Origin of the sequence: Rhodococcus sp. NPDC019647 (genome assembly GCF_044389235.1) — a bacterium.
In the GTDB taxonomy this organism is placed as follows: Bacteria; Actinomycetota; Actinomycetes; order Mycobacteriales; family Mycobacteriaceae; genus Rhodococcus_F; species Rhodococcus_F oxybenzonivorans.
On sequence record NZ_JBIRXS010000015.1, the window covers coordinates 34054 to 60168 of the forward strand.

The window sequence follows — 26115 nt, forward strand, 5'->3', positions numbered from 1 at the left end:
ACGACCATGCCTGATTCCGACACACTGAGCCCGGAGGCGATCGCCGACACCGCCCGTCGCCTCTACGAGGCGGAGAAGACTCGGATCCCCATCCGCCAACTCTCACTGCAGTATCCGGAGATGACGATCGACGACGCCTACGCGGTTCAGCGGGCGCTCGTCGACCTGAAGGTGGCCGATGGACTGAGTGTCAAAGGCCGCAAGATCGGGCTCACCTCCAGGGTCATGCAGCGTGCGGTGTCCATCAGCGAACCCGACTACGGCGCGATCTTCGACGACATGTTCTTCGACGACGGCGGGACCGTGCCGGCCGCGCGATTCATCCGGCCGCGCATCGAAGTGGAACTCGCCTTCATTCTCGGCGAGGACCTGAAGGGCCCGGGGGTGACACTGTACGACGTCCTGAGCGCGAGCAAGTACGTCACCCCGGCTCTCGAGATCCTCGATGCCCGCGTGCAGATGAGCGATCCGGAGACCGGCCATCTCCGCACCATCGTCGACACCATCGCGGACAACGCCGCGGACGCGGGAATCGTGCTCGGTGGCCGTGTCGTCAAACCGATGGACGTCGACCTGAGATGGGTGAGTGCGCTGCTGCTGCGCAACGGCTCCATCGAGGAGTCGGGCGTCGCGGCGGCCGTGCTCAATCACCCCGGCAACGGCGTGGCCTGGCTCGCGAACCGGCTTGCACCGCACGGCGTACCCCTGCGGGCCGGCGAGGTGATCCTGGCCGGTTCGTTCACCACACCGATCTTCGCCGAGCCCGGCGACACGTTCGTCGCCGACTACGGCCCCCTGGGCACGGTCTCGTGCGCCTTCGCCAAGGATGCCGGGTGATGGGCAATCGATGGGCGGAACTCCTCCGCGACGACCGCCCCCGGATCGGCATGTGGATCGCGTCCGGCAACGCGTACAGCGCGGAGATCTGCGCCGGCGCGGGGCTCGACTGGCTCATGCTCGATCAGGAGCACGTTCCCAACGACATTCGTTCGACACTCGCGCAGTTGCAGACGCTGGCGGCGTACCCGGTCGAGGTTCTCGTTCGCCCCGCCTCCGGCGACCCCGTGGCGATCAAGCAGCTCCTCGACATCGGGGCAACCAATCTCATCATCCCGATGGTGGAATCGGCGGAGGATGCACGCGCACTCGTGGCGGCCACCCGCTATCCCCCGCTGGGCATCCGCGGCGTAGGTAGCGCCCTTGCCCGCGCATCACGGTGGAGCCGAATTTCTGACTACCTGCCTACCGCAGACGAGAGCCTCACCCTGACCGTCCAGGTCGAGTCGACGGACGGGCTGGACTGCCTGGAGGAGATTCTCGCCGTCGACGGAATCGATGCCGTCTTCATCGGCCCCGCCGACCTCGCGGCCTCGATGGGCTACCTCGGAAAGCCGGAGAGCCCCGAGGTCGTCGAAGTCATCGAGAAGGCAATTTCCGTCATTGCATCGTCCGGCAAAGCCGCCGGTGTCAACGCCTTCAACGAGACCATCGCCCGGCGGTACATGTCGGCCGGCGCTCGCTTCGTCCTCGTCGGCGCCGACGTAACGCTGCTCGCCCGGGGCAGTGAGGCCCTGGCTGGACGGTATTCGAACCGATCCTGACCAAACGGCCTGAACCTCTTTATTCTGACAGTAGTGTCACTTATACTGAAGCGATCGAGTGCGGATCTTCGCGATCCGCCGCTATGGAAGGTCTCCTATGGATTTGGACTTCACACGGGAGCAGGTGGAGTTCCGCGACCAGGTACGTACCTGGCTGGTCGAGAACAAGCCCCGTGATCCGCGCCCGCGGGACGACGCCGGTATTCGCGAGTACGACATGGCCTGGCAGAAGACCCAGTGGGAAGGCGGATGGGCCGGAATCGCCTGGCCGAAAGAGTACGGGGGCGGCGGCCTGACCCTGCTCCAGCAGTTGATCTGGTACGAGGAGTACGCGGCCCAGGGACTGCCCGGAATCGATGCAAGCTTCGTCGGTCTCAACCACGCCGGCCCCACCCTCATCACCCGCGCCACCGAGGAACAGAAGGCGTTCCACCTGCCGAGGATCCTGCAGGGCGATGCCGTCTGGTGCCAGGGTTTCTCGGAGCCGGAGGCCGGTTCCGACCTGGCTTCCCTCAAGACCAAGGCCGTCATCGACGGCGATCATCTCGTGGTGACCGGTCAGAAGATCTGGACCAGTTTCGCCAAGTGCGCGGACTACCAGGAACTGTTGGTACGCACCGACAATGCGGGGTCGAAGCACCAGGGCATCACCTGGGTGATCTGCGACATGCACACACTGGGCATCGACGTCCGCCCCATCGAGACCATCGAGGGCGGCGCCGAATTCTGTGAGGTCTTCTACGACGACGTCCGGATCCCCGTCAGCAATGTCGTCGGCGAAATCGGTTCCGGTTGGAGTGTCGCGATGTCGACGTTGTCGTTCGAGCGCGGAACCGCCTTCACCGCCAACCAGGTTCGCCTGGCAGGGGTCGTCGAGGACCTCATCGAGTTTTCCCGCGACCACGTCGGCCCGGACGGTCGGCGACCGGCCATCGCGGACGACGAGATCTCCCGGCGGCTGGCGCGGGCCCGATCTTCCGTCGCGTCACTGCGGGCGATGACCTACGTGGGGATCTGCCAGAACATGCAATCCGACACACCCGGACCGCGCGGGTCGATGCTGAAACTCCACTACGCCGATCTGGCGAAAGAAGTTGCCGCGCTGGCAATGGACATCGTCGGCGCCGAAGCCCTCCGCGGGACCTCGCGATGGGATCACCACGGTTGGGTCGGAAACTACTTCCACTCCTTCTCTCAGTCCATCGGCGGCGGAACGTCCGAAATCCAACGGAACATCATCGGGGATCGCATCCTCGGCCTTCCGCGCTGACAGAAAGCAGAGATCATGAACCTTCTCCCCTCCGAGGACCAACTCGAACTGGTCTCCGCAGCAGTCGATTTCATCAGAACCCGCATGCCGATCGAGGACATCAGGCGGCGCGCGAGCGAGGAGTCGTCGGTCGATCGGAGCGTGTGGACCGAGGGCGCCGAACTGGGCCTGCTCACGCTGGGGCTCGACGAGGAGCACGGCGGCTCCGGCCGGCCCCTCGACGACGAGGTGCTCCTGTTCGCCGCGCTGGCCGAGCACCTTGCAACAGGTCCCTTCCTCACCTCCACACTGGCCACCCGCGTCAGTGCGGCACACGGCGACCAGGATCTCACCGACCGCATCGGGTCCGGAGACGCCATGGTGGGACTCGGCGAACTGCGCGGAGACGGCGCGATCGATCAGGACGGGTTCAAGGGCTCGTTCGATCTCCTGGACTGCGTCGGCGTCAGCCACGTGCTGCTCGTCGCCCGGCACGGAGCCGCGCTGGTCGAGATATCCGAGTTCACCGACGTCACCCCACTCACATCCATGGACCCGGGAACCCGGCTCGCGACGTCGACCGTCACCGGCGGACGCGTGCAGCACTGGCTGCCCGCCCAGACGGACCCGATCTGGTTGCGCGCCATGGTGCTCACCGCAGCCGGCCTGTCCGGACTCGCCGAGGCGACGCTGCGGCTGTCGACCGAGCACGCGAAGACGCGAATACAGTTCGGCCGCCCGATCGGCGTGAACCAGGCGATCAAGCACGCCTGCGCCGACATGGCGGTAGCGGCCGACGCGGCACTGTCGCAGACCCTGTTCGCTGCGGTGAGTCTGCAGTCGGGGCGCACGGACACGTTGTTCCAGATCCTCTCCGCCAAGTCCGTCGCCGCCCGAGCAGCCGTGGACAACGCGGCGTCCAGCATCCAGGTCCACGGCGGAATGGGCTACACGTACGAGCACAACGCGCACCTCTACCTCAAGCGCGCGCACGTGCTCACCCACCTATTCGACGAACCGGCCGACGTGCTGGCCGAACTTCTGGAGCAGGGAGCACCTCAGTGAGCCGAAGAGTTGCCATCGCCGGTGTCGCGTTGTCGGACGTGGGACGCGTCGACGACAAGAACGCCTACGAACTGATGGGGCAGGCCAGTCGCAGGGCCCTCGCCGACGCGGGACTTCGCCCCGAGGACGTGGACGGGCTCGCCTCCACCGGGCAGGGCACGCTGCCGCCCACCGATGTCGGGGAATATCTCGGCCTGAGGCCTCGCTGGATCGACTCGACATCGGTGGGAGGGGCCTCGTGGGAGGTCATGCTCGCCCATGCCGCGGACGCGATCTCGGCTGGTCACGCGGACGTGGTCCTCCTGACGTACGGCTCGACGGCACGCGCCGACCTGCGCAAGGGACTGCGCACCGCGAACATCAACTGGGGTTCGCGCGGGCCCCTGCAGTGGGACGCGCCCTACGGACACACGCTCGTGTCGAAGTACGCGATGGCGGCCCGCAGGCACATGCACCAGTACGGCACGACGATCGAGCAACTCGCCGAAGTGGCAGTATCCGCACGGTTCAACGCCAAGGACAACGAGGAAGCGTACTACCGCGACCCCATCACCATCGACGACGTGCTGTCCGGCCCCATGATCGCCGATCCGTTCACGAAACTGCACTGCTGCATCCGCTCGGACGGCGGCGCCGCGGCGGTTCTCGTGGCCGAGGACCGGGTGAAGGACCTTCGTTCCGAACCGGTGTGGGTACTGGGAACCGGCGAGGCCACGTCACACATGCTCACCAGCCAGTGGGAAGACATGACCGTCGGGCCGGCATCGATCACCGGGCCGCTGGCGTTCGAACGCGCGGGGTTGAAGCCCACGGACGTGGACATCGCCGAGGTCTACGATGCGTTCAGCTACATGCTGATGCTCACCATGGAAGACCTCGGTTTCTGCGAGAAGGGTGAGGGCGGCGCCTTCGTCGAGAAGGGCACGCTGCGACTCGGCGGCGAACTCCCCACGAACACCGACGGTGGCGGACTGTCCGCCTGCCATCCCGGTCAGCGCGGACTATTCCTGATCGTCGAGGCGGCCAGGCAGCTTCGCGGTGAATGCGGCCCGCGGCAGGTGGAGAACGCGAGGATCGCCTGCGTCAGCGGCACCGGTGGTTGGTTCTGCTCGAGCGGCACTGTGCTCCTCGGATCAGAAGCACCATGACCGTGTCTGCGACGGTCGGCGGTCCAGCCGCTCCCTCCGCGGTAGCCGGGCCACCGCTGGTGGGGGAATTCGCCAACACCCGGGCGTTGCTCGACGCGGCGGCGCAGGTACACGGCGAGCGGGACGCCTACGTCGAACAGGACGGCACGCGAATCGGGTTCGCACAGTGGATCGGCCGGGCCCGCCGCCTCGCCACACATCTGGCAGAGCGCGGGGTACGCAAGGGCGACGTTGTCGCACTGATGATGCCTTCGGGCATCGACTATGCGGTCTGCTATTGCGCCGCAGCGTTTCTGGGCGCCGTCACCACCGGCTTGAATCCGCGGCTCGGCCCACGCGAGACCGACTCGATCCTGCTCGGCGTCACGCCGGCCCTCGTCATCCGCGACACCGACGCGGGCCTGCCCGAAGTTCCCGAGGGGATCGCCGTCCTGCCCCGTTCGGAACTCGCCGCTGCCGAGAGACGCGCGACCGACGCCCTACCCGATGTGGTTCTCACCCGCAGCGACCCTGTCTCGATCATCTTCACGAGTGGAACGACCGGCCTCCCCAAGGGGGCATGGTTCGATTCCGACAACCTCGCAGCGTCCGCGATGGCGTCCGGCATCATGAGCGCACCCTACGACCGCCGACTGTCGTCGACGCCGTTCCCCCACGCCGGTTTCATGTCGAAACTCTGGGACCAACTGATCTGGGGAACGACTGTCGTCATCTCCCCCGTTCCGTGGTCGGCCGCAAAAATGTTCGCGGTGCTGAGGAACGAGCGGATCACGGTCGGTGGTGGAGTCCCCACCCAGTGGGCAAAGCTGCTCGACGAACCCGGCGTGAACCGTGAATCCCTGCGGCACCTTCGTGTCGGCGTCGTCGCAAGCGCGCCCGCCTCGCCCGAACTGGTCGAGAAGACCGCCGCCCTGATCGGCGTTCCCCTCGTCGTTCGATACGCCATGACCGAATCTCCCACCGTCTGTGGCACCGAGCCCACGGATCCGCCCTCGGTGCAGTTCCGGACTGTCGGCCGCCCGCAGACCGGGATGGCGGTGCGCGTCACCGACGAGGACGGGGCCGAGCTGCCCATCGGGGAGATCGGACGCATTCGCGTGAAGGGCGGCTGCGTGATGCGGGGCTACTGGAACGCACCCACGCGCACAACCGAAGCCTTCGACCCTGAAGGCTACTTCGTCACCGGCGACCTGGGCATGCTGACCGAAGAGGGCAACGTGGTCCTGGCCGGCCGGACCGGAGACCTCTACATTCGCGGAGGCTTCAACGTCCACCCCGTCGAGGTCGAACAGGTGCTCGCCGAGCACCCGGAGGTCCGGGACGCAGCGGTGATCGGCTACTCCGCTCCGGTGATCGGGGAGATAGGAGTCGCGTTCGTCGTTCCCATGTCTCCCACCAGGACACCGTCGTTGCCGGAACTCCGCGCGTGGATCACCACGCGACTCGCGGACTACAAAGCACCCGATCACCTCGTGGTCGTCGACGAGATTCCGCTGACCGCCATGTCGAAGACCGACCGGGTCCGGCTGCGGGAATTCGTCGACGCGCACCCGCCGACCCGGGGAAACACACAGATGGGACCTCGGGCGTGATCGACGAACACGAAACGATTCTGCCCGAGACCGTGACCACCGACCGCCTCGCAAACCTGCGCGACGTCGGCGGTCTGCGTCTCACCGACGGCGGTACCACCCGCACCGGAATCCTCTATCGCAGCGATGCACCGTACTCCGGGGACTCGCTACCCGAACATGTGGCACCGTGGCCACCCGTCGCGGTCGTGGATCTGCGCTCGTCCGCCGAACGCGATCGCGCAGTTTTCGAATGGACGCAACCGACGGCCTCCCATCACCGGCCTCTGCACGACGCTGCGGCACCGAACGACCGACGTCCACCGGATCTCACCGCACTGTACTTGCAGATCCTCGATACCGTGCCCGACCGCGTGGCGGGTCTGCTCGCGCTCGTGACCAGGTCGGACGGCCCGGTTCTCGTGCACTGCGCGGCGGGCAAGGACCGCACCGGCGTCGTGGTCGCCTCGCTTCTTCTCGGTGCAGGAGTCGAGCCCTCCGAAGTGATCGCAGACTATCTCTTGACGGCCGGAAACATGAACGACCTCCGCCGGCGGTGGACGGCCCGGTCCCACGCGGGTGAACATCGTCCCGTCGTGGACGAGAAGTGGTTGCTCACACCGGAAGAAGCCATCACCGCAGTCATCGACCGACTACAGGGGTGGCGCACGGGTCCGGACGGCTGGCTCGTCGATCACGGTGCCGACCGAGACGACCTGCGGGCGTGGCGGCACCGACTTCGTGCCTGATGTCACCCCGCGCCGGACAGTCCCTCACCCGACTCACACACACTGACGAAAGGCAACGCCATGAAGGTCCACATCGAACTCGAGCAATGCGAAGGCCACGGTATGTGCGCCGCCACCGAACCGGATCTCTATGAACTCGACGACGACGGATTCGCCGCCACCACCGATTTCGACGTGGCGGAGTCACAGATCGGGCAGGCCGAGTCCGGCGCCTCGGCCTGCCCGATGAGTGCAATCAAACTGCTGCGCAGCTGAATCGGTGTGAGGTCAGCTGTTGCGAGTCCCGAAGTCGATATCGGCCCTTCCGGAGATGGGGGTGAAACCGTCTCTGTCCATCCAGGACGGGTGCGCCACATGCCCCTCCGCCGGACGTGCCCAATCGACCCAGTCACCCCAATCACGTCGACTGAGTGGGGAATCCGGCATCGGAAATTTCGACGACGCCTCGCGGAACTCGGCGGCGAACTTTTTCATCTCGTACATCACCCACCAGTCCTCCTGCGCGGACCATCTTCCCCGTCCCGCATACGTGAGTACCTGCAGCGAGTCGAACCCGAGAGCCGGTGCACCCGGTTCCGGATTGTCTGCCCGGTTGACCACCTTGTACACCACCCGATCGTCGTCGATCGTGTACCAGACGAGCGGGTTGTACACATACGGGGCAGCACCCATGGTGCCTTCGAGATAGCGCGAGATCTCCGAGGGCCCGGTGAACATGCCGTAGAAGTGGTCTCGGTAGACACCATCGTCGGTGAACAGCTGCGCCATCGCGTCCCAGTTCTCCACAATGGGGCCCACAGTGAAGTAGTGCCGGAAGGCGCCCTCCACTTCGCTACGGTCATATCTGGACATGTGTTGCCTTTCAGACGTACGCGGAAGAATTGTCGGGGCCGGGGAGAAGTACCGCGAGCGGGGAGAGGTCACCGAGCGATCGCAGTAGGTCGTTCAGGTGGGTGCAGGATCCGATACCGTGGAAATCCGAGCCGACCATGCCCTCGATCTCTGTGACCTTGCGCCCGACGAGGCGTTGCGCGCCGGCCACCGCACCAGGGCATTCCGGCCAGGGCAGGACACGCGGAGTGACAGTCAACCGCCGCACCGTCAAAGTGCGTGAGTCGAGAAGAACGTCGGTCCCGTACTCGTGCACCACGGTTTCGATCCCGGCGGCGTTCATGTAGGTGTCGCGGAACATCGCGTCCACCGACAGTTCCGCGTCATCGCCCACACTCACGTCGATCCGCCGAATGCGTCGCATCGAGCCCGGCCCGAGTTCACTCATCGGGTGCCAGCCAGCGCCCACCCCGACGAGGTCCGGCGCCTGCGGGCCGTCGACGAGGGGAGGTGCTCCGTCTCGCGCGACGCCTGTCATCATCGTTCCCCCGGCTGCGAACCCGGCACAGTAGTCGGCCCGTGCGAGGGCACCGCGACCACCGAGGCGCAATTGCTCCTCTGCGGAGAGTTCCCGGGTCAGTGCATATCCCGAGATGACAGTCGCCACCGGGACGTCGTCCAGTAGTCGCGCGATTACGCTGCCCTGACGGTGAGATGCGAGGCAACCCTTCGCCGCTTTGCGGAACCCGGACGCTGCGGAGAGACCGATCAGTGGTGTGAGGTCGGCCGCCGCGGTGCCGTCGGCGATGTCCGTGACGGTGCGCCCTCGGCCCAGGTCGACGTCGACGTCGACGGCACCCCCGCCTGCTCGCGACCACTCCCCCGCCTTGTCCGTCACGACATCGACTCCGGCCCCACGGAGTTGGAGAAGGTCGGAGCGGCACCGAGAGCGCTCGATGTCCACAGACGTCGTGCGACGGACCGAACACGGCCGGCGCGCAGGCGTGCTGGTCGACGGTGCGTGGATACCGCGCTTCGGGATCAGAAGATTCTCACTCATGTACTTCATTGATATCTTGTGCCTCAGTGTTTTTCAAGACCGAGCGCCAACCCTCGAGACCGTCGCTCGAACGTGCGGCGACGCTGATGTGATCGGACACCGTTCCCCACCGCGCGACGAGCGCTTCCGCGACCTCCTCAACGGAGCCCACGCTCGCGAACGCTGCGAGAACGTCGTCGTCGATCAGGCTTCGCATGACGTCCCACTCCCCCGCTTTCGACAGTGCATACAACTTCTCGTGGAGTCCGGCCCATCCGTGCAGATCGAGCACGCCCCGATAGGCGGGCGTGGATCCGTAGAAGGCGATCTGTCCGCGCACGTGGTCGCGGGCTGCCGCGATCTCGTCCGCGGTGGCACCGCACGCCACCATTGGGGTGACCCCGATGGTGAAATCCTCCCGGGGTCGGCCCGAACACGACAATCCATCTTTCACACTGGGTAGTACGACCTCGGCAAGGTAGCGGTCGGTGACGAAGGAATGCACGAGAAGCCCGTCGGCGACCTCTCCTGCCACGCGTGACATCGCCTCACCGACACCGGCGAGCTGGACCGGCGGGCGCCCGAACGGATTCGGTCCGGGATCGAACATCGGTGTCATCAGAGTGTGCTGATAGAACTCCCCGTCGAAATTCAACGGCGAACCGGTCTCCCACGCGTCCCAGATGGCGTGCAGGGCCTGAACGTATTCGCGCATCCGCGCCGCGGGGCGCGACCACGGCATGCTGAACCGCCGGGTGATGTGCGGCTTCACCTGACTCCCGAGACCGAGCCGGAGCCGTCCGTGTGAGAGCGCCTGCACGTCGTTGGCCGCGACCGCGGTCACCATCGGTGTTCTCGCGAACGCGACGTAAATACTCGTCCCGAGCGTCATCGTCGACGTCGTCTGCGAGGCCGCGGCCAGGAGAAGCAAGGGATCATGGCTGGTTTCACCGAGGAAGAGGCCGCCGAACCCGACGGCCTCGGCGCGGTGTGCGATCTCGGCGGCGCGTCCGCTTCCCGGGTCGACGACCACATCGAACGACGGACGCCCGCAGACTTCGGATTTCATGTCACTCCAGACAGGAGACGGTAGCTCCACTCGGACCGAGCAATGGATTAGGTCGACGCAATTGGGAGAGTTTCACCTCTTCCCTCTAGGGATTAGAGCAGATACCTTCTATTCAGTCCACGGAATTGCACAGGAGGGTTCATGGCACGATCAGTAGACGAGACTGCGTCCCCCAGTGACGGGCCACCGCGTCCGCGAGCCGCGGATGTGGCGCGGGCGATCGAAGACGAGATCGTCGCGGCCGGGTGGCGGGTGGGTGAGGCACTTGGATCCGAGGCCAGACTGATGGCACGGTTCGATGTGGGACGTTCGGTAATCCGGGAAGCGTGCCGGATTCTGGAGAGCCGGCACGTCGCGAAGCCGCGCCGCGGGCCGGGCGGCGGCCTCGTCGTGACCGCACCCGAGCGGTCCGCTGTGCTCGACCACGCCTCGCTGTACCTCGAGTACGCGGGTTTTGCCGCCGCCGACCTGTTCGAGACGATGGAGACGTTGGAGACCGCCGCCGCCGCGCAGTTGTCCGCAACGATCGATCCCGCAGGAATCGACAGACTCCGTCAGGTGCTGGCCGACGAAACCCGCTCGGACGACCTGCGCGCGCATGCTGTCACCGTGCACACCGAGATCGCCCGCCTGACAGGTAATCCCGTGCTCGAGTTGTTCATGCACATCGGCAACAACCTTGCCCGCATCCACGGCGTCAGCCCGACAGAGGCGGAACGTCGGTGGATCCACGAGCGGAACGTCGAACTGGTCGACGCGATCATCGAGGGGGACGCTCTGGCCGCGCAGCGCAACGTGCGCCGACGCATCCGTGCCATGACGCGGCGACAGGCCGTGTCGTCGGACAGGACACCCACATTCACCGATACCGAAGCAAAGGCCGCGAGCGATGACCGACAGTAGCAACATGATCCCCCGGAAACCCGAGGACAGCGGCAATCTGGTCGTCGTCGAGCAACGCGGCAGCGCGCGCATGCTCACACTCAACCGGCCGAGGGTGCGCAACGCGTTGAGCAGAGCCCTCAGCACCGAACTGGTGCACGCCCTCCGCGCGGCGGACGCCGATCCCACCGTCACGGTTGTCCTGCTCACCGGCGCCGGCGGAGCCTTCTGCTCCGGCGTCGACCTGAAGGATCTCGCCGAGAGCGGCTTCGACGGCGCAGAAACGACGGACGGCAATTGCATTACCCAGGTCGCCGACCTGGTGACACCCGTCATCGGTCTCGTCAGCGGCCCCGCGGTGACAGGAGGGTTCGAGCTGGCTCTCGCCTGCGACTTCCTGATCGCGGGCGAGTCCGCCCGATTCGCCGATACCCATTGCCGGGTGGGCATCGTCCCAGGTGGAGGTCTGACGGCTCGACTCGCGGAGGCGGTTGGAGTTCGTCGTGCCCGCCAGATGAGTTCCACCGGCAGCTATATCGACGCCCGTAACGCGCTGTCCTGGGGTCTGGTGAACGAGATCGTCGACGACCGCGAGCTGGCCGACCGTGGGTGGGCCGTGGCCGAGGCATACTCGGCGGCCGACAAGCCCACACTCGACGCGGTGTGGAGACTGTACGACGCGGCGTCGGCCGACGGTATCGCCGATGCCGTCTACCGCGAAGCCGCCCTGAACCGCTCCTGGTCGGCCGACGCGTCCGCCGTCGCAGGGCGCACAGCGGACGTCGTCGCTCACGGACGTAGCCAGGCACGCAATTCCTCACCCGCCGAATAGGATCGGCCGAATCGAAAGGAGCCACACATGGCTCTGGCCATCACCGACGAACACCGCCAACTCGCCGACGCCGCCACGGCCTTCCTGTCCCGTCACGGTTCGTTGGCCTCCGCCCGGGAGTCACTGGACACATCGAACAAGTCCCTTCCGCCGTTCTGGGATGCGATGGCCGAACTCGGGTGGATGGGACTGCACCTGCCCGACAATTACGGAGGTTCCGGGTACGGCATCGCCGAATTGTGTGTCCTCCTCGAAGCGACGGGGCACGGTCTGGTGCCCGGTCCGTTCCTGCCCACCGTGCTGGCGTCCGCGATTCTGTGCGACCACGGAACCGACGAACTGAGGCGAAGGCTCGTCCCTGGACTCGCCGACGGTTCCCTGGTCGCGGGATTCGGTTCGGGTGGCACCTGGGTTGTCGACCACCACGGACTCGATGGCCGCTCCGAGGGGGTTCTCGCCCCTGGCTACGCCGACGTTCTGCTCCTTCTCTCGCACGAGGACGTCCTCGTCGTCGACGCCGACGCGGAGGGTCTGGCCGTGGAGATCCTGCCCGGACTCGATCCCACACGGCAGATCGGGCGTGTGACCGCACGGAATGTCCCCTTGTCGGCGGTCACCGTACTGCCGGGTGCAGCGTCGGCGGCCCGGACGCGGCTGCGCACGCTGGCATCGGCCGAAGCCGTCGGCAGTGCCCTGGCGTGCGTCGAGATGTCGAAGCGGTACGCCCTCGAGCGAGTTCAGTTCGGCGCCCGATCGGCACATTCCAGGCCGTGAAGCACCACCTTGCGAACATGCTGCTCGACGCCGAACTCACCGTGGCCGCCACCTGGGATGCTGCCCGCATCACCGCCCCCGACCGAGCCGGCCTCGCGGCGGCCGTCGCCGCGACATACGCGCGCCGCGCCCAAATCCACTGCGCTCGGACGAACATCCAGTTGCACGGCGGTATCGGATTCACGTGGGACCACGATGCTCATCTGTACTTGCGTCGAGCCGAATCCCTCCAGTCATTCGTCGCCGAATGTGGAGTGCGGCACACGCAGTCGCGGAGGGGTACCGCGCCGACCCGACGCCCCGCCTCACTCTCGACCTTCCGCCCGAGGCGCAGGATTACCGGACGGCGGCGCGAGCGGCCCGCGATCAATGGCAATCGCTCCCCGAAGATCGACAGCGCGCGTTCCTGGTCGACAGCGGATACCTCGTGCCGCACTGGAAGAAGCCGTGGGGTCTGGCCGCCGACCCGGTCCAACAGCTCGTCATCGAAGAGGAGTTCCGGACCACACCGGTTCCCGACCTGTCGATCACTGGATGGATTGCTCTCACCATCTCGGAGTTGGGTACCCCCGACCAGCAGCGACGGTGGGTGAAGTCGGTGCTGCTCGGCGAGACGCAATGGTGCCAGCTCTTCAGCGAGCCCGGGGCAGGCTCCGACGCCGCCGCAATCCGCACATCGGCCGTCCGGGTCGGGGGCGGGTGGCGCGTCACCGGGCAGAAGATCTGGACGAGTCTCGCCCACGAATCCGATCGGGGAATCGCGACCGTCCGTACCGACCCTCGGGCACCAAAGCACGCGGGCATCACGATGATGGCCGTCGATCTCGCAGCGGAGGGTGTCGACGTGCGCCCCATCCGCGAACTCAACGGTCAGTCCGGCTTCAACGAGGTATTTCTCGCCAACGTCTTCGTTCCGGATTCCGACGTTCTCGGCGAGGTAGGAGCAGGGTGGAAGGTCGCGCGAGCGACGTTCGGCAACGAGAGAGTGTCGATCGGAGCCGGTGCGGGATCCGTTCCTCTCGCCGCGATCGATCTTCTCGCGCTGGCCGCGAACGAGGACCTCCGCGAGGTCGGTGAACTGCTGGCCGAAGGCCACGCGCTCCGACTGCTCAACCTCCGACAGGCCTCACGCGCTGTCCAGGGGGCGGACCCCGGCCCGGAAGCAGCCCTGTCCAAGCTTGTCAAAGCCGAACACTCCCAGAAGATCACGGACCTCGCTATGCGTCTGGGCGGGTTGGCCGCAACGACCGGCGAGCTTCCGGTGGTAGAGGAGTCGTATCTGTTCGCCCGCTGCCTTACGATCGCCGGGGGCAGCTCCGAGGTGATGCGCAATCACATCGCCGAACGCATCCTGGGGCTTCCCCGCGACCCGATACTGACCTGAAACACGGGAACGGCCTCGGTCCCGAGGGACCGAGGCCGTTCATCAGCGTCGACTCTGCGGCTATCCGCCCAATCGCAGTCCTGCGGCCCGGGTCCGGAACACGTCCGTGCCCATGACTGCGCCGAGCTTGTTCGCATCCCAGCGCTTCCCTCCGTTGGAGACCGTGGAGACCGGTGTCCAGCCCTGGAGCCACTGAATGTTCTCGCCGAGTGCCTTGATGACCTGCCCGCTCACATGCCCCGCCTCCGGGCTGGCGAGCCACGCGACCACGGGTGAGCCGAGAGACGGATCCTTCGGATCGAACTCGTCCTCGCCGCGCTCGTCCGGTTCGATCGGGGCGTCTGCGCCGGCCATGGTGGCGGACATCCGAGTGCGGCCACCGGGGCTGATCGCGTTGACCGTCGCACCGATCGACGCGAGCTCGAGGCTGAGCGTCTGGGTCAGACCGACGATGGCAGCCTTGGCGGCACCGTAGTTCGATTGTCCGAAGTGTCCGAGCAGGCCGGCACCGGACGTGGTGTTGATGATCCGGCCGTAGACCTTGGAACCCGACGCCTTGGATTCCTCCCGCCACTTGCGGGCCACCGCGCGGCTGGTCAGCCAGCTCCCTCGCACATGCACACGCATGACGAGATCGAAATCGTCCGCGCTCATGTTCCAGATCGCCCGGTCACGGACGATGCCCGCGTTGTTGACCACGATGTCGAGCCGTCCGAGCTCCGAATACGCACGTTCGACCAGCCAGTCGACCTGTTCTTCGTCGCCGACGTCGCTGAAATCGGAAATTGCCTCGCCGCCGCGATCTTTGATGATCTGCACGACCTCGTCGGCGACCTTTCCCGTGCCCTCCCCGTCGATCGAGGTCCCGAGGTCGTTGACGATCACCGTCGCGCCGTGCTTGGCAAGTTCCAGGGCGTGCCCACGACCGATGCCGTGACCTGAACCCGTGACCAGTGCAACCTTACCGTCGAGCAATCCGCTCATTGTGTGTGTCTCCTTGCAATTGTCGAATGGCCCGTGCGTCTACACACCGGCAGGACGGAACACCGTGGCATCGATGTCTTCGGTGATCGCCCGAAAGTCCACCTGCACGGGCATCCCCACTTCGAGATCGGAGGGTTCGCAACCTTCGATATTGGTCATCAGTCGCGGCCCTTCCTCGAGTTCCACGATCGCCGCGACGTAGGGCAGCCTGCCTTTGAACGGATGCAGATCGTTCACGTACACGGTGGAATAGGTGTAGAGGGTTCCTCGCCCGCTCGCCTCCACCTGGACCACGTCCTCACTCCAGCAGGACGGGCAGAACGGGCGTGGATAATGATGGACTTTCCCGCAGGCGTTACATTGTGCGATGAGGAGACGGCCCTCCTTCGCTGCGGCCCAGTACGGGCGACTCTCGTTCTCGATGGTCGGGATGTCGGCGCGCGGCTTCTCGGCCGGGGCTGCGGCAGTCTTGTCAGTCATGCCGGTCACCACCCCACGAACTCCGCGGAGCGCTTCTCCACGAACGCACGTACGCCCTCGCTCGCATCGTGCGAGTAGGACTGGATCTCCTGCGCCATGGCCTCCTCGGTGAAGGCGCCGGCGCGATCACCGTCCGGCGAGTCGTTGAAGAGTCGTTTCGTCAGCGCGATCGCACTGGTCGGCGCAGCAGCCAGTCGACCGACGAAATCGTCCACCGCCGTATCCAGTTCGTCCACCGGAACGACGCGGTTGACCAGGCCCAGAGACAGTGCCTCCCGAGCCGGAAGCTTCTCGCCGAAGAAGACCATCTCCTTGGCCTTCTGCATGCCGATCCTGCGCGGCAGCAGGTACGCGCCGCCGCCGTCCACCACCAACCCGCGCTTGACGAAGGACTCTGCGAAGTAGGCCTGCTCGGTCGCGATCACCAGGTCCGACGCGTAGGCGAGGTGCGCCCCGATGCCTGCAGCGGCACCCTGTACGACGGTGACAACCGGCTTGCCGCAATCGAGCACGGACGCCACCAGTCGTTGCGCTCCGTTCATGATCGTGCGCATCGGACCGGTCACCCGTTTGACGTTCTTCGCATGCCCGTCAGCGAGTTTCACCACGTCTGCCCCTGCACAGAAGTGTCGTCCGTTCGCTTTCAGCAGGACCACTCGGACATCGGTATTCACATCCGCTTCGGCGAACAACTCGATCAGCAGGTCGCGGTCGTCCGGCCTGATGGCGTTGGCCGCATCCGGTCGGTTCAAGGTGATCGTCATGACCCCTTGTTCCACCCGGTGCAGAACGGATGTGCCGAGGTCCCGCTCGGCGATCGTCTCGGTCACTGATGTCTCCTCGCGAATTGTCGTCACTTGACTGTGTAGTGCGCGTCGAGATGTTTGATGCCGTTCAGAAAGTTCGACCGCAGCACCGCAGGCTCCCCTACCGCCCGAATGTCGGGGTACCGCCGGAACAGTTCCCTGAACGCGACGTCGAGTTCGAGTCGCGCGAGGTGTGCACCCAGGCAGAAATGCGGCCCGGGAGCACCGAACGCGAGATGTGGATTGGGGTTACGGGAAATATCGAACTTGAACGGATCCACGAACACGGACTCGTCACGATTGGCGGAGTTGTACCACAACACCACCTTGTCGCCCTGAGAAAACACCTGCTCTCCCAGCCGGACACCGTCTCGCGTCACCGTGCGGCGCATGTGCACGACGGGACTGGCCCACCGCAGCAACTCCTCGATGGCTGCCGGCGCCAGGCGGTCGTAGTCCGCCATCCATTTGTCGCGCTGGTCCGGATTTCTCGTGAGTACGAAAAGGCCGTGCGTGATGACGTTGCGGGTCGTCTCGTTGCCCGCGCCCACGAGCAGAATGAAGAACTTGGCCATCTCCTGGGGAGTGAGATTTTCGCTCTCCGCCGCCACGAGTTTGGTGATCAGGTCGTCCTTGGGATGTGCAATGCGCTCTTCGGACAGCGATCGCAATAGGTCGATGAGCCCTTCGCTGGCCGCGGTCACGGCCTTGCCGATACCGGCCGCGGATTGATCCTCGATGTACTCGGCATCGCTCGCACCGAGAATGGTGTTGGTGGCCTCGAGAATGAACTTCTCGTGCTCACGAGGTATACCCAGGAGATTGTCGATGATACGGAGCGGCAGCAACGCCGCGAAGTCGCTGACGAAGTCGCACTCCCCCGATGACGGCATCTCGTCGAGGATCTCCCGGACGGTGGCCTCGACCTCGCTCCGGATACCCGCGAGGCTCTTGTTCGTGAAACCGCGCGAGACGATCTTGCGCATGCGGGCATGCTCGGGGTTGTCCATGTCGATGATCGAACCGCGATACTCGCGGAGCTTCTGCGGCTGATCGAAGATCTGAGTGCCCTCACCCGAGCAGAAGTCCTCGGGCCGGCGGCTGACCTCGAGCACGTCCGCGTGACGGGTCAGGGCCCAGAAGCCTCTCGCACCGTCACCCGCCCGACCCGGCAGCGGGACGAAAGCACGCGGATTGTCGCGGCGCAGGCCTGCGAACAACGCATCACGTTCTGCCGCCCCGTTCTGCCACCACGTGAGGTCGTTCAGTCGAGTGGACGCGACCTCGTCGGTTTCAATCATTGGCACCGCCTCGATTCTTCGTAAGTGGGGACCCGCGCCGCACGGCACCTTCGGCCGACGGTCGAGTCGGACTGGGATGGTCGCGCACCCCACTCTGTGACCCGGGTTACTCGCTCACCAATTCTGGCATTAGTGTCACCAATTGGCAACCACGACCACCAGCACATTTATCCACATCGTTCGACTATCACGGAGTCACAACTGGCTATATCGTCACTTAGAGTCCCATCCATACCCGAACGGAGTCGACGTGTCGTTCCAGTCCTCACAACCATCTCGAGCCCTTCCCCGGCCGATCAGTTCAGCGGCGCTGGTCATCAGTGAATGTCAGCACGGAATCCTGGAACCCGAGAGGTCGGTCTCGCCGGGACTGGCTCACGAGGTCGCCCGACGCGGCGTGGTGCCACGCACAGCGCAGCTTGCGCACGCTTTCCGCGCCCGCGGTCTGCCAGTGTTCCACTGCGTCATCGAACATCGCGAGGACCAGAAGGGGATGCTGCCCAATTCGTATCTCGGGACGATGGCACTGCGGAGCCGCGGGATGAGCACGGGCAGTATCGATGTCGAGATCCCGCACGAACTGGGCCCCGAACCGGGCGACATCGTGAGCAGTCGAGCCACTGGGCTGACGGCGTTCTACGGAACGAACCTCGACGCGATGCTGCGGTTGCAGAAGGTGGAAACCCTGGTGCTGGCAGGTGTTTCCACGAACGTCGCACTTCCGGGACTTGCCCTCGAAGCCGTGAATCGCGGCTACCACGTCATGCTTGCAGAGGACTGCACGGCGGGTTCGTCGGAAGAGGTGCACACCTTCATGGTGGCGAATCTGCTCACCGTGTTGACAAGGGTCAGTTCGGCAGCGGACGTGATCGACCGGCTACCGAACTGACCTGCCAGGAGAGAAGGTTCAGCCCGCCACCGAGGCCAGATTCTCGGCATCGGTGGCGGCGTCACCGTTGATCGAGAATCCGCCGTCGATCGTCACCAACGCGCCGGTGGAAAACGCCGCCTCGTTCGAGACCAACCAGGTTGCGGCATGAGCGATATCCATCGGATTTCCGATACGAGTCAAGCGTCCACCACCGGTGTGATGACCCGAGTCACCCCGCGAGGACACCACCCGTCCCACGAGGATGCAGTTGGCCCGAATACCGTCGGCACTGCCCTCCACCGCCAGTGATCGGGTCAGGCTGTTCACTCCGGCCTTTGCGGCACCATACGCCCCGAAGCCCTTGAAGCCGGCGAGAGACTGTCCCGAGGAGATGTTGAGAATCGAGGCACCCTCCGCACGCGCAAGGTGGGGCCACGCGTACTTCGATGCCCAGAACACGTTGCCCGTCAACGTTCCCGTCATGATTCGCTGCCACTCGTCCGTGGAGTACTCGTGCAGCGGCTTGACCGTACTCGCGACCGCATCGGTGGGCGCAGCGTTGTTCACCAGTGTCGTGAGAGTGCCGAAATGCGCTGCGGTAGCTGCCACCACGTCGCGCACACTGTCCTCCGACGTGACGTCGAGCGGGAAGAACTCCGCTTCACCACCGGCGTCCCGGATTCGGTCGACCACTTTCCGGCCGCGGTCCGCGGTGCGGCCGGTGACCGCCACCTTCGCCCCCTCCGATGCGAAGAGTTCCGCGATCGAACGGCCGATACCTCTGGTCGAGCCGGTGACCAACGCCACCTTTCCTTCGAGTCGTGCTCCCATGCCCGTGCTCCCTTTTACCGTGTGTGTGTCGTGTCGAAGTCTCGAACGCGCGCCCGAGACGCAGAAGGCCGTTCCGGTGGAACCGGAACGGCCTGAGCGCGATCTACAGAGAATCGCGAAGATTCTCCATGGCCGCCAGGCGGCGAGTGACCATGTCCAGAGCGGAGGCATGATTCGGGTCTTCGCCGGACTGGGATTTCAACTCGGTGAGCCGGTTGCGTGTCGTCTCGATCTCGTCGTCGAGGCGTTCACCGGCTTCGTCGCGGGTCAGGAGATCCTGGTCGGTCCAGTCTGCCGCGTCGATGTCCTTCTCGTGGGCCATGATCAGATCCCGTCACTTTCTGTCGATGCGGGGGAAGTTGTAGAGCCTGCGGGCGTTCAGTTCGACGATCTTGTGCGCTTCGTCATCGGGAACATCCTGGAGCAGTTTCGTGGTGTACTGCCGGCTGTTGGGCCAGTTCGAATCCGAATGCGGGTAGTCGCACTCCCACATGATGTTGTCGATACCGATCTGGTGGCGCCGGGCGACACCCTCGAAGTCGTCGATGAAGCAGCCGTACATGTGCTCGCGGAACAGATCCGACGGACGCACTTCCTTGTTCACGTTCTGGTACCAGCGGTGCTTCTCCCACGTCAGATCGATCCGCTCGAGCAGGTACGGCATCCACCCGATACCACCCTCGGACAGCGCAACCTTCAGATTCGGGAACTTGTAGAACACCGGCGAGAACAACAGATCCGCGGTCGCATCCATCGAGTTGGTGCCGAACAACGAGATCATCACGGCCATCGGCGCCTCCGGAGAGGTGATCGGCGCCTTACCCGAGGAGCCGAAGTGCATGCACAGCGGCATCTTCGTCTCCTCCGCGGCACGGAAGACCGGATCCCAGAAATCGGTGTAGAACGACGGCAACCCGAGCCCGACGGTGTTCTCGGGGAACGTGATCGCCTTCGCCCCCTTCTCCGCGCACCGGTAGATCTCCTTCGCCGCCTCCTGCGGATCCCACAGCGGCAGAATGATCATCGGGATGAACCGGTCCGGGTATGCAGCGCACCATTCGTCGAGGTGAAAGTCGTTCCACGCCTTCACCGAGAGCAGTGCAAGTTCCTTGTCCTCGGCTTCGAGGAAGACGGTGCCGGAGAACCGCGGGAAGGACGGGAAGCACAACGCAGCCTGCACGCCGTCGATATCCATGTCCGCCACCCGCGCCTTCGGGTCGTAACACCCCGGCAGCATGTCGGAGTACCGGGTGGGATCCATCCCGTATTCCTGCGGCTTCTTGCCCGCCACTGCGTTGAGGCCGATGTTCGGATAGATCCGGCCCTCGTACGACCACACCTGGGCGAGCTTCTTCTCCCTCGGGGCGGAGTCTCCCTGGCGGGCGGCATCGAGGAGAGCGGCCGACAAACCCTCGTCGCCGTGGCTCTGGCTCATGTCCTTCTCGACGATCCGCGGGCCCTGCTCGTGGAACTTCTTGGGCAGGCGATCGGTCCACAGGTTCGGGGGCTCGATCAAATGGTCGTCTACGGAGATCAATTGCATATGGTCTTGAAGCGGCACTGCTACTCCTACTCGAACAATGGCACGATCCGGGTAGCGCGTCAGTCCCTGCCCGCGGTCTATGCCGATTATCTGACGCTTCGTACGCTAGTGATCGCCATCACAAGTGTCAAGATATCCCGCGATATCTGGATTCTATTCGCAGCTCCGACCCACACCGGCGCTTCGTACACGAATCCGTCAGAGAGGACTTTCCATCAGTATCTGACGGTCTGTACTCGTTATTGGTTGTACGGGAATGCGGCATACGCGTCCTCGATGCCACGGTGCCGGGCGCGGACGGATTCGAGCGTCTCGGGATGGCTGACGATGTATCGCTCGCCCCGCTTGATCGCCTCCACGACCAGGCGACCGACGACGTCCGCGCCCATTGCTGCAACCGGTACCCGTGTCGATGCACCCGAACCGCCCGCGCCGCGGGGAACCGCGCCCGGACGGTTCCGCTCACTTGCCGCGATATTGGACCGCACCATTGCGGGAAGCAGTACCCCCACACCGACGTGCGAGCCTCTCGCGTCGAGTTCCATACCCACGGTCTCCGTCAACGCGACGACGCCGAATTTCGACACGGCATAGGCGCCGAGGCCGGCTGCGGTGCGCAGACCGGCGATGGACGCGGTGTTGACGATGTATCCGCGTTGCGAGGTCTGTTCGATCACGGGTAGAAACGACTTCATCCCGTGGATCACGCCCCACAGGTTGACGTCCAGCACCCAACGGAAGTCGTCCAGCGTCAACTCGTCGAACGGTGCTACGCGCGCGATTCCGGCGTTGTTGACAGCAATATCGATGCGCCCGTGCCGACGAACCACCTCGTCTGCCACTCGCTGAACGTCGTCGGCACTACTCACGTCAGCGAGCACGGTGTCGACGCCTAGAGCGGCGCCTGCTCGCGTCAGGGCGGCGGCCTCGACATCGGCCACCACCACCGTCGAACCCTCGGCGATCAACTCTTCGGCGATCGCGAAGCCGATACCCGAAGCCCCTCCGGTGACGATGGAGATGGTTCCGTCGAGACAAGGGATGCCAGTCGACATGTCTGAGCCTTCGTGGAGTTCGGCCGCGACCGTCGCTGCATTGTCAATGCGCTGGAGCAACGACACGTTCGGCCGGTGAATGGAGGACACCGGATGGGAGCTCACACGTCACCACTGGGTGTCGTCCCAACCTCGGCGATCAGGCGTCACTTGTCAACCGGCCGAACGTCTGTCTATCCGTCTCGGTTGTTCGCATTCAGCCCGCCGAGGACGAACCGCCCGATCCATTCGATCTCGTCGGGAGAGGGTGCGGTTGATTTCCAGAGATGCCGGCGCATCGCCCCGAGCACCAGGTCGGAGATGCAGGCACCGTCGAGGACCGGGTCGGATCCGAGTGCCTGCAACGGGGCAGCGAGCAGACTTGTCACCGGCTTCAGCAGTTCGTCCTGACCCCCGTCCTCCTGAGTCGACGAGCCGGCCTTCTCGAGGTGCTCGAGCACGGAACGGCTGGTCTGCGCAGCGTCGCTGTGACTGACTTGCCGTAGGACTCCGCGCGTCCACACGAGAATCTGCTCGCGCGGTTCGTCGACACCGGCCATGCGTGCGGTGATGTAGTCGGCCACCCGATGGACACCCTTCTCGAGGACGGCGAGAATCAGATCGTCCTTGCTCGGAAAGGATCGATACAGAGTCTGATTCGAAATTCCCGCGGCTGCGACGATCGCCGACACGGAAGGCATTGCAGGCGCGGACTTCTCGATCAGCTCCAGCGTCACCTCGAGCAGACGCTCGATCTCGTCCTCGGCCGATTGGCGCTGACGTGCGGTTCGTCGGGCAGCCGCCTGCGCGGCGCGACTGACCCCTGCCCGTGACTGCGACTCTGATGTATCGTTCTGCATATCGAGTAATCCGATTCTGTTTTGAGGAGACGTATGGCTTCCAGTATGGACGACACCCCTGTTCACACGAAGGGAGACCTTCCGTCGCCATTCGACTTGTTCAGCCTCGAGGGCAAGGTCGCGCTGGTCACCGGTGGTAGTCGCGGAATGGGCCGGGAAATGAGTGTGGCGTTCGCACGGGCAGGGGCGGACGTCGTCGTCGCGAGCCGAAATCTCGAGAAGTGCGAGGAAGTCGCGGACGAGATCAGGTCGACGACCGGGCGGGATGTCCTCGCCTACAGCTGCCACATGGGCCGCTGGGACGAGATCGAAGGCTTGGTCGAGGCCACGTACGCGAAGTTCGGCAAGGTGGACGTGCTGGTGAACAACGCCGGGATGTCGCCCGTGTACGACAAGGTCACCGACGTCACCGAGAAGATGTACGACAGCGTCCTCAATCTCAACCTCAAGGGCCCCTTCCGACTGACCCAGCTGGTGGGAACCCGCATGAAGGAACGCGGCTCGGGCAGCATCATCAACGTCAGCAGCACCGGATCGCTGCGGCCGATGGGCTCGATCATTCCCTACGCCGCTGCCAAGAACGGCCTCAACGCCATGACCGAGGGGTATGCCGAACTGCTCGGACCCGAGGTCCGGGTGAACACATTGATGCCCGGCCAGTATCTGACCGACATCGCCGCCGCCTGGGACATGGAGCACACGAACAGGATGGCCTCACGCCTGCATCTCGAGCGGATCGGGAATCCCGCCGAAATCGTCGGGGCTGCACTCTTCCTCGCCAGCGACGCGTCCAGCTACACGTCCGGAACCATCGTACGGTCCGACGGCGGCATTCCCTGATCCGCCGGACGCGCAGGTGCACCGAGGCGTTACGCCCCGGTGCTTCTGCGCATCGCTCGAATCAGACGAGGCGATCGATCAGGATCTTCGCGAGAATCTCCGGTTCACTCACCATCACGTCGTGACAGGTGTCGATCTCGACGATCTCGTCGACTCCCCCGAGATTGTCGACGTGTTGCCGCTGCTGGTCCGGCGGCACCGCCTGATCCTGCAGTGTGAGCACCCAGGTCCGCGGAATCGACGGCGGCATGTCGCTGCGATCAACTTTCTGCGTGGCGAGGAGGTTGCTCTCCGGGCACATGCACCGCACGACGAAGTCCGTCTGCGCTTCGGTCATTCCGTTGCAGAACAGCGATTCCACCGTCTCACGGGGAAAGGGAGGCGACTCTGCCGGAGCGTCGACGCGCTCCCGGACGTCCTCCTGAAGTTCACCCATGAGGTCGTCGAGAATCGACATTCCGTTCGGCGGCGCCGCAGCGGCCACGAAGACCATCCGGCGGACACGCTCCTTTCCCAGCGCCGCTGCCACTCCGGGCATCGTGACGCCGCCCATCGAATGCGCGACAAGTACCACCTCGGACAATCCGGCCGCATCGATGTCGGCCACCACCGAGCGAACACACTCGGCGATACCGACCTCGGACAGGGCAGCAGGCTTCGACCCCCGGCCCGGTAGGTCCACGGCCAGTACCGTCACATCCGGCCGGAGCTCTCTCAGCGCCGTGACGGTGAGGTCCCAGCACTCGCTCGTGTGCTGCCCGCCGTGGATCAGTACCACTGCGTCGTTCACTGCTGTCATGTCCAGACCCTTTCCATCAACACGCGTTTGAGTAGCTTTCCGGCCGGAGTCCGCGGTAGCGACTCCTCGAAGGTCACCGATCTCGGGCACTTGAAGGACGCAAGTTCCTTCCGGCAGAATTCGAGGAGCTCGCGCTCCAACTCCGCGTCGCCCGCAACACCGCTGTCGAGTTGCACGAAGGCTTCGACCCGCTGGCCGTATTCCTCGTCCGGAACACCGATCACCGCGACATCGAACACCGCGGGATGCTCGACCAGCCGAGACTCGATTTCGGCGGGGTAGATGTTCACTCCCCCGGAAATGATGAGATCGGCGCGTCTGCCGTCGAGGTACAGGTAGCCGTCCTCGTCCAGGTAACCGAGATCGCCGAGCGTCGCGCGCCCGTCCGCGTCGAAGACACCCGCGGTCTTCTCCGGTGAGTGGTGGTAGCTGAAATCGGGCGCATGGTCGAACCAGATGGTTCCCCGCTCGTACGGGGCCACCGGCGCGTGGTCTTCACCGAGCACCGATATGGTTCCGGGTGCCGGCCGACCCACGGAACCGGGATGCGCGAGCCACTCGTCCGGCGTGATGAGGACCATGCCGATGTTCTCGCTGCCGCCGTAGAACTCGTAGAGCACCGGCCCCCACCACTCCATCATTGCGCGCTTCACAGGCACCGGGCAGGCGGCGCCGGCATGAATCGCCAACCGGATCGACGAGACGTCGTAGCGCCGCCGAACGTCCGCGGGCAAGCGCAGGAAGCGAACGAACATGGTGGGAACCATGCTGGTGTGCGTGACGCCGAATTCATCGACGATCCGAAGACTCTCCTCGGCATCGAACTTCTCGGTCAGAACCAGCGTTCCGCCCCACCTGACCACGGACGTGCAGGTCTGCAACGGATACGCGTGATAGAGCGGGGCCGAGTTCAACCACACCGAGTCCTGGTCGAACCCCCACGTGTGCGGGAAGTTGGCCGTCACCGGATCGCCCTGCTCGAACGACACGTCGGGCATCTCCCGCAGAATTCCCTTGGGCTTTCCGGTGGTCCCCGAGGAGTAGAACATGAAGGCGCCCTGGCGCACCGCCTTATCAGCACTGGGTCGTGTTGCAGGGGCAGGGTCGGATTCCACGCCGTCGTACAGACCCTCGTACCTGTCGCGGACTTCGCCGACGATCTGCACCGCCTCCACTGCGGGCGACGCACCCGCCGCCTCGGTTACCAGATCAGCAAACCGCTCGCTGGCGACGATCAGCCGGGCGTCCGAGTCGTAGATGACGTGAACGGCCTCTGCCCGCGTGAGGTGGACGTTCACCGCGACCAACCGGACGCCGCATCGCAGTGCCGCGATCGCAACGACGACATAGTCGGTGCGGTTCTCCATGACGACGGCGACGCGATCCCCGGGTGAGATTCCCTTCGAGATCCAGTCCCGTTCCAGCCAGCGCGATTTCGCAGCGAGTTCGCCGTAGGTCAGAGTCTCGCCGCCGGGTACGACCACCGCCGGGCGCGACGGGTCGCGGTCCGCCCACCAGTCGGGTGTGCACACAGGTTCTCGGACCGTCGACGGTTCCGCCATCGATGGGCCC

The 26115-nt window shown here is 65.0% G+C and carries 26 protein-coding genes and 1 pseudogene; 13 read left to right on the forward strand and 14 right to left on the reverse strand.

Translation table 11 applies throughout. The annotated features are described in order from the left end of the window. Nucleotides 1-6: 6 nt before the first annotated feature. The 8 genes from hpaH (at nucleotide 7) to ACH49N_RS23850 (ending at nucleotide 7638) form a co-directional block, all read left to right on the forward strand. The gene (gene hpaH, locus ACH49N_RS23815) at nucleotides 7-837 is read left to right on the forward strand and encodes a 2-oxo-hept-4-ene-1,7-dioate hydratase (protein ID WP_358274900.1); all 831 of its coding nucleotides are present in this window, start codon (nucleotides 7-9) and stop codon (nucleotides 835-837) included. Further along, nucleotides 837-1601: an aldolase/citrate lyase family protein gene (locus tag ACH49N_RS23820; protein WP_358274901.1), complete on the forward strand. Its 765-nt coding sequence runs from the start codon at nucleotides 837-839 to the stop codon at nucleotides 1599-1601. Before hpaH ends, ACH49N_RS23820 begins: the two co-directional genes overlap by 1 nt. Nucleotides 1602-1698: 97 nt before the next feature. Then, nucleotides 1699-2871 carry an acyl-CoA dehydrogenase family protein gene (locus ACH49N_RS23825; RefSeq protein WP_358274903.1) on the forward strand — a complete coding sequence of 391 codons (1173 nt, stop codon included), beginning with the start codon at nucleotides 1699-1701 and terminating at the stop codon, nucleotides 2869-2871. A gap of 15 nt (nucleotides 2872-2886) precedes the next feature. Then, nucleotides 2887-3915: an acyl-CoA dehydrogenase family protein gene (locus ACH49N_RS23830; protein WP_358274905.1), complete on the forward strand. Its 1029-nt coding sequence runs from the start codon at nucleotides 2887-2889 to the stop codon at nucleotides 3913-3915. Beyond that, nucleotides 3912-5063, forward strand: a complete 1152-nt coding sequence (locus tag ACH49N_RS23835; protein ID WP_358274906.1) for an acetyl-CoA acetyltransferase — start codon at nucleotides 3912-3914, stop codon at nucleotides 5061-5063. Before ACH49N_RS23830 ends, ACH49N_RS23835 begins: the two co-directional genes overlap by 4 nt. Then, on the forward strand, nucleotides 5060-6655 hold the full coding sequence (locus tag ACH49N_RS23840) for a class I adenylate-forming enzyme family protein (RefSeq protein WP_358274908.1): 1596 nt from the start codon (nucleotides 5060-5062) through the stop codon (nucleotides 6653-6655). Before ACH49N_RS23835 ends, ACH49N_RS23840 begins: the two co-directional genes overlap by 4 nt. Further along, on the forward strand, nucleotides 6652-7383 hold the full coding sequence (locus ACH49N_RS23845; RefSeq protein ID WP_358274910.1) for a tyrosine-protein phosphatase: 732 nt from the start codon (nucleotides 6652-6654) through the stop codon (nucleotides 7381-7383). Before ACH49N_RS23840 ends, ACH49N_RS23845 begins: the two co-directional genes overlap by 4 nt. 60 nt (nucleotides 7384-7443) lie before the next feature. Next, nucleotides 7444-7638, forward strand: a complete 195-nt coding sequence (locus ACH49N_RS23850) for a ferredoxin (protein ID WP_005575118.1) — start codon at nucleotides 7444-7446, stop codon at nucleotides 7636-7638. A 12-nt stretch (nucleotides 7639-7650) separates the two neighbouring features. Here ACH49N_RS23850 and ACH49N_RS23855 read toward each other — a convergent pair whose 3' ends face one another. Genes ACH49N_RS23855 through ACH49N_RS23865 form a run of 3 tightly spaced genes read right to left on the reverse strand, consistent with a single transcriptional unit; the run spans nucleotide 7651 to nucleotide 10322 of the window. Then, entirely contained in the window at nucleotides 7651-8235 is a 585-nt protein-coding gene (locus tag ACH49N_RS23855) for a nuclear transport factor 2 family protein (protein WP_358274912.1), read from the reverse strand. A 10-nt stretch (nucleotides 8236-8245) separates the two neighbouring features. Continuing rightward, nucleotides 8246-9274 (reverse strand): DUF2889 domain-containing protein, encoded by a 1029-nt coding sequence (locus ACH49N_RS23860; protein ID WP_358274914.1) that lies wholly within the window; start codon nucleotides 9272-9274, stop codon nucleotides 8246-8248. Next, complete coding sequence (locus tag ACH49N_RS23865; RefSeq protein WP_358274916.1) at nucleotides 9267-10322, reverse strand: TIGR03617 family F420-dependent LLM class oxidoreductase; 1056 nt, start codon at nucleotides 10320-10322, stop codon at nucleotides 9267-9269. Before ACH49N_RS23865 ends, ACH49N_RS23860 begins: the two co-directional genes overlap by 8 nt. Before the next feature lie 141 nt (nucleotides 10323-10463). Here ACH49N_RS23865 and ACH49N_RS23870 point away from each other — a divergent pair, with 141 nt between their 5' ends. The 3 genes and pseudogenes from ACH49N_RS23870 (at nucleotide 10464) to ACH49N_RS23880 (ending at nucleotide 14194) form a co-directional block, all read left to right on the forward strand. Beyond that, nucleotides 10464-11225 (forward strand): FCD domain-containing protein, encoded by a 762-nt coding sequence (locus ACH49N_RS23870; protein ID WP_358274918.1) that lies wholly within the window; start codon nucleotides 10464-10466, stop codon nucleotides 11223-11225. Next, nucleotides 11212-12036: an enoyl-CoA hydratase gene (locus ACH49N_RS23875; RefSeq protein WP_358274920.1), complete on the forward strand. Its 825-nt coding sequence runs from the start codon at nucleotides 11212-11214 to the stop codon at nucleotides 12034-12036. Before ACH49N_RS23870 ends, ACH49N_RS23875 begins: the two co-directional genes overlap by 14 nt. A 27-nt stretch (nucleotides 12037-12063) precedes the next feature. Continuing rightward, nucleotides 12064-14194, forward strand: a pseudogene (locus tag ACH49N_RS23880) (acyl-CoA dehydrogenase). A gap of 60 nt (nucleotides 14195-14254) precedes the next feature. On the opposite strand, the gene ACH49N_RS23885 reads toward ACH49N_RS23880, so the two are convergent. Genes ACH49N_RS23885 through ACH49N_RS23900 form a run of 4 tightly spaced genes read right to left on the reverse strand, consistent with a single transcriptional unit; the run spans nucleotide 14255 to nucleotide 17765 of the window. After that, nucleotides 14255-15178, reverse strand: a complete 924-nt coding sequence (locus ACH49N_RS23885; protein WP_358274922.1) for an SDR family NAD(P)-dependent oxidoreductase — start codon at nucleotides 15176-15178, stop codon at nucleotides 14255-14257. A 39-nt stretch (nucleotides 15179-15217) separates the two neighbouring features. Next, nucleotides 15218-15658 carry a Zn-ribbon domain-containing OB-fold protein gene (locus ACH49N_RS23890; RefSeq protein WP_051033619.1) on the reverse strand — a complete coding sequence of 147 codons (441 nt, stop codon included), beginning with the start codon at nucleotides 15656-15658 and terminating at the stop codon, nucleotides 15218-15220. A 5-nt stretch (nucleotides 15659-15663) separates the two neighbouring features. After that, nucleotides 15664-16488 (reverse strand): enoyl-CoA hydratase-related protein, encoded by an 825-nt coding sequence (locus ACH49N_RS23895; RefSeq protein ID WP_358274924.1) that lies wholly within the window; start codon nucleotides 16486-16488, stop codon nucleotides 15664-15666. 23 nt (nucleotides 16489-16511) lie between these two features. Then, on the reverse strand, nucleotides 16512-17765 hold the full coding sequence (locus ACH49N_RS23900) for a cytochrome P450 (protein ID WP_358274926.1): 1254 nt from the start codon (nucleotides 17763-17765) through the stop codon (nucleotides 16512-16514). Between the two features lie 250 nt (nucleotides 17766-18015). Between ACH49N_RS23900 and ACH49N_RS23905 the strand changes: the two genes are divergently transcribed. Further along, nucleotides 18016-18654 carry a cysteine hydrolase gene (locus ACH49N_RS23905; RefSeq protein ID WP_358274928.1) on the forward strand — a complete coding sequence of 213 codons (639 nt, stop codon included), beginning with the start codon at nucleotides 18016-18018 and terminating at the stop codon, nucleotides 18652-18654. An 18-nt stretch (nucleotides 18655-18672) separates the two neighbouring features. Here ACH49N_RS23905 and ACH49N_RS23910 read toward each other — a convergent pair whose 3' ends face one another. The 5 genes from ACH49N_RS23910 to ACH49N_RS23930 all read right to left on the reverse strand — a co-directional run bounded on the left by ACH49N_RS23910 (nucleotide 18673) and on the right by ACH49N_RS23930 (nucleotide 22904). Further along, nucleotides 18673-19467 carry an SDR family NAD(P)-dependent oxidoreductase gene (locus tag ACH49N_RS23910; RefSeq protein ID WP_358274930.1) on the reverse strand — a complete coding sequence of 265 codons (795 nt, stop codon included), beginning with the start codon at nucleotides 19465-19467 and terminating at the stop codon, nucleotides 18673-18675. A gap of 103 nt (nucleotides 19468-19570) precedes the next feature. Next, entirely contained in the window at nucleotides 19571-19789 is a 219-nt protein-coding gene (locus ACH49N_RS23915; protein ID WP_005569386.1) for a hypothetical protein, read from the reverse strand. Between the two features lie 12 nt (nucleotides 19790-19801). After that, nucleotides 19802-21028 carry an amidohydrolase family protein gene (locus tag ACH49N_RS23920; RefSeq protein ID WP_358274931.1) on the reverse strand — a complete coding sequence of 409 codons (1227 nt, stop codon included), beginning with the start codon at nucleotides 21026-21028 and terminating at the stop codon, nucleotides 19802-19804. A 221-nt stretch (nucleotides 21029-21249) separates the two neighbouring features. Beyond that, nucleotides 21250-22065 (reverse strand): SDR family NAD(P)-dependent oxidoreductase, encoded by an 816-nt coding sequence (locus tag ACH49N_RS23925; protein WP_358274933.1) that lies wholly within the window; start codon nucleotides 22063-22065, stop codon nucleotides 21250-21252. Between the two features lie 173 nt (nucleotides 22066-22238). Then, nucleotides 22239-22904, reverse strand: coding sequence for a TetR/AcrR family transcriptional regulator (locus ACH49N_RS23930; protein ID WP_009472436.1), 666 nt, complete (start codon nucleotides 22902-22904; stop codon nucleotides 22239-22241). Nucleotides 22905-22949: 45 nt separating this feature from the next. Between ACH49N_RS23930 and ACH49N_RS23935 the strand changes: the two genes are divergently transcribed. Next, the gene (locus ACH49N_RS23935; protein WP_358275050.1) at nucleotides 22950-23744 is read left to right on the forward strand and encodes an SDR family oxidoreductase; all 795 of its coding nucleotides are present in this window, start codon (nucleotides 22950-22952) and stop codon (nucleotides 23742-23744) included. A gap of 61 nt (nucleotides 23745-23805) precedes the next feature. Here the strand turns inward: ACH49N_RS23935 and ACH49N_RS23940 are convergent, their stop codons facing one another. After that, a complete protein-coding gene (locus ACH49N_RS23940; RefSeq protein ID WP_358274935.1) occupies nucleotides 23806-24543 on the reverse strand; it encodes an alpha/beta fold hydrolase in 738 nt (245 codons plus the stop codon). Continuing rightward, nucleotides 24540-26105 carry an AMP-binding protein gene (locus ACH49N_RS23945; protein ID WP_358274937.1) on the reverse strand — a complete coding sequence of 522 codons (1566 nt, stop codon included), beginning with the start codon at nucleotides 26103-26105 and terminating at the stop codon, nucleotides 24540-24542. Before ACH49N_RS23945 ends, ACH49N_RS23940 begins: the two co-directional genes overlap by 4 nt. Between the last annotated feature and the right edge of the window lie 10 nt (nucleotides 26106-26115).

Excerpts from the sequence above, each read along its gene's own strand:
- hpaH (WP_358274900.1), top strand. The coding sequence starts at position 7 with ATGCCTGATTCCGACACACTGAGCCCGGAGGCGATCGCCGACACCGCC.
- ACH49N_RS23855 (WP_358274912.1), bottom strand. The coding sequence starts at position 8,235 with ATGTCCAGATATGACCGTAGCGAAGTGGAGGGCGCCTTCCGGCACTAC.
- ACH49N_RS23825 (WP_358274903.1), top strand. The coding sequence starts at position 1,699 with ATGGATTTGGACTTCACACGGGAGCAGGTGGAGTTCCGCGACCAGGTA.
- ACH49N_RS23820 (WP_358274901.1), top strand. The coding sequence starts at position 837 with ATGGGCAATCGATGGGCGGAACTCCTCCGCGACGACCGCCCCCGGATC.
- ACH49N_RS23925 (WP_358274933.1), bottom strand. The coding sequence starts at position 22,065 with ATGTCGACTGGCATCCCTTGTCTCGACGGAACCATCTCCATCGTCACC.
- ACH49N_RS23900 (WP_358274926.1), bottom strand. The coding sequence starts at position 17,765 with ATGATTGAAACCGACGAGGTCGCGTCCACTCGACTGAACGACCTCACG.
- ACH49N_RS23930 (WP_009472436.1), bottom strand. The coding sequence starts at position 22,904 with ATGCAGAACGATACATCAGAGTCGCAGTCACGGGCAGGGGTCAGTCGC.
- ACH49N_RS23860 (WP_358274914.1), bottom strand. The coding sequence starts at position 9,274 with ATGAGTGAGAATCTTCTGATCCCGAAGCGCGGTATCCACGCACCGTCG.
- ACH49N_RS23865 (WP_358274916.1), bottom strand. The coding sequence starts at position 10,322 with ATGAAATCCGAAGTCTGCGGGCGTCCGTCGTTCGATGTGGTCGTCGAC.
- ACH49N_RS23875 (WP_358274920.1), top strand. The coding sequence starts at position 11,212 with ATGACCGACAGTAGCAACATGATCCCCCGGAAACCCGAGGACAGCGGC.
- ACH49N_RS23935 (WP_358275050.1), top strand. The coding sequence starts at position 22,950 with ATGGACGACACCCCTGTTCACACGAAGGGAGACCTTCCGTCGCCATTC.
- ACH49N_RS23890 (WP_051033619.1), bottom strand. The coding sequence starts at position 15,658 with ATGACTGACAAGACTGCCGCAGCCCCGGCCGAGAAGCCGCGCGCCGAC.
- ACH49N_RS23840 (WP_358274908.1), top strand. The coding sequence starts at position 5,060 with ATGACCGTGTCTGCGACGGTCGGCGGTCCAGCCGCTCCCTCCGCGGTA.
- ACH49N_RS23870 (WP_358274918.1), top strand. The coding sequence starts at position 10,464 with ATGGCACGATCAGTAGACGAGACTGCGTCCCCCAGTGACGGGCCACCG.
- ACH49N_RS23915 (WP_005569386.1), bottom strand. The coding sequence starts at position 19,789 with ATGGCCCACGAGAAGGACATCGACGCGGCAGACTGGACCGACCAGGAT.
- ACH49N_RS23945 (WP_358274937.1), bottom strand. The coding sequence starts at position 26,105 with ATGGCGGAACCGTCGACGGTCCGAGAACCTGTGTGCACACCCGACTGG.
- ACH49N_RS23910 (WP_358274930.1), bottom strand. The coding sequence starts at position 19,467 with ATGGGAGCACGACTCGAAGGAAAGGTGGCGTTGGTCACCGGCTCGACC.
- ACH49N_RS23830 (WP_358274905.1), top strand. The coding sequence starts at position 2,887 with ATGAACCTTCTCCCCTCCGAGGACCAACTCGAACTGGTCTCCGCAGCA.
- ACH49N_RS23885 (WP_358274922.1), bottom strand. The coding sequence starts at position 15,178 with ATGAGCGGATTGCTCGACGGTAAGGTTGCACTGGTCACGGGTTCAGGT.
- ACH49N_RS23850 (WP_005575118.1), top strand. The coding sequence starts at position 7,444 with ATGAAGGTCCACATCGAACTCGAGCAATGCGAAGGCCACGGTATGTGC.
- ACH49N_RS23940 (WP_358274935.1), bottom strand. The coding sequence starts at position 24,543 with ATGACAGCAGTGAACGACGCAGTGGTACTGATCCACGGCGGGCAGCAC.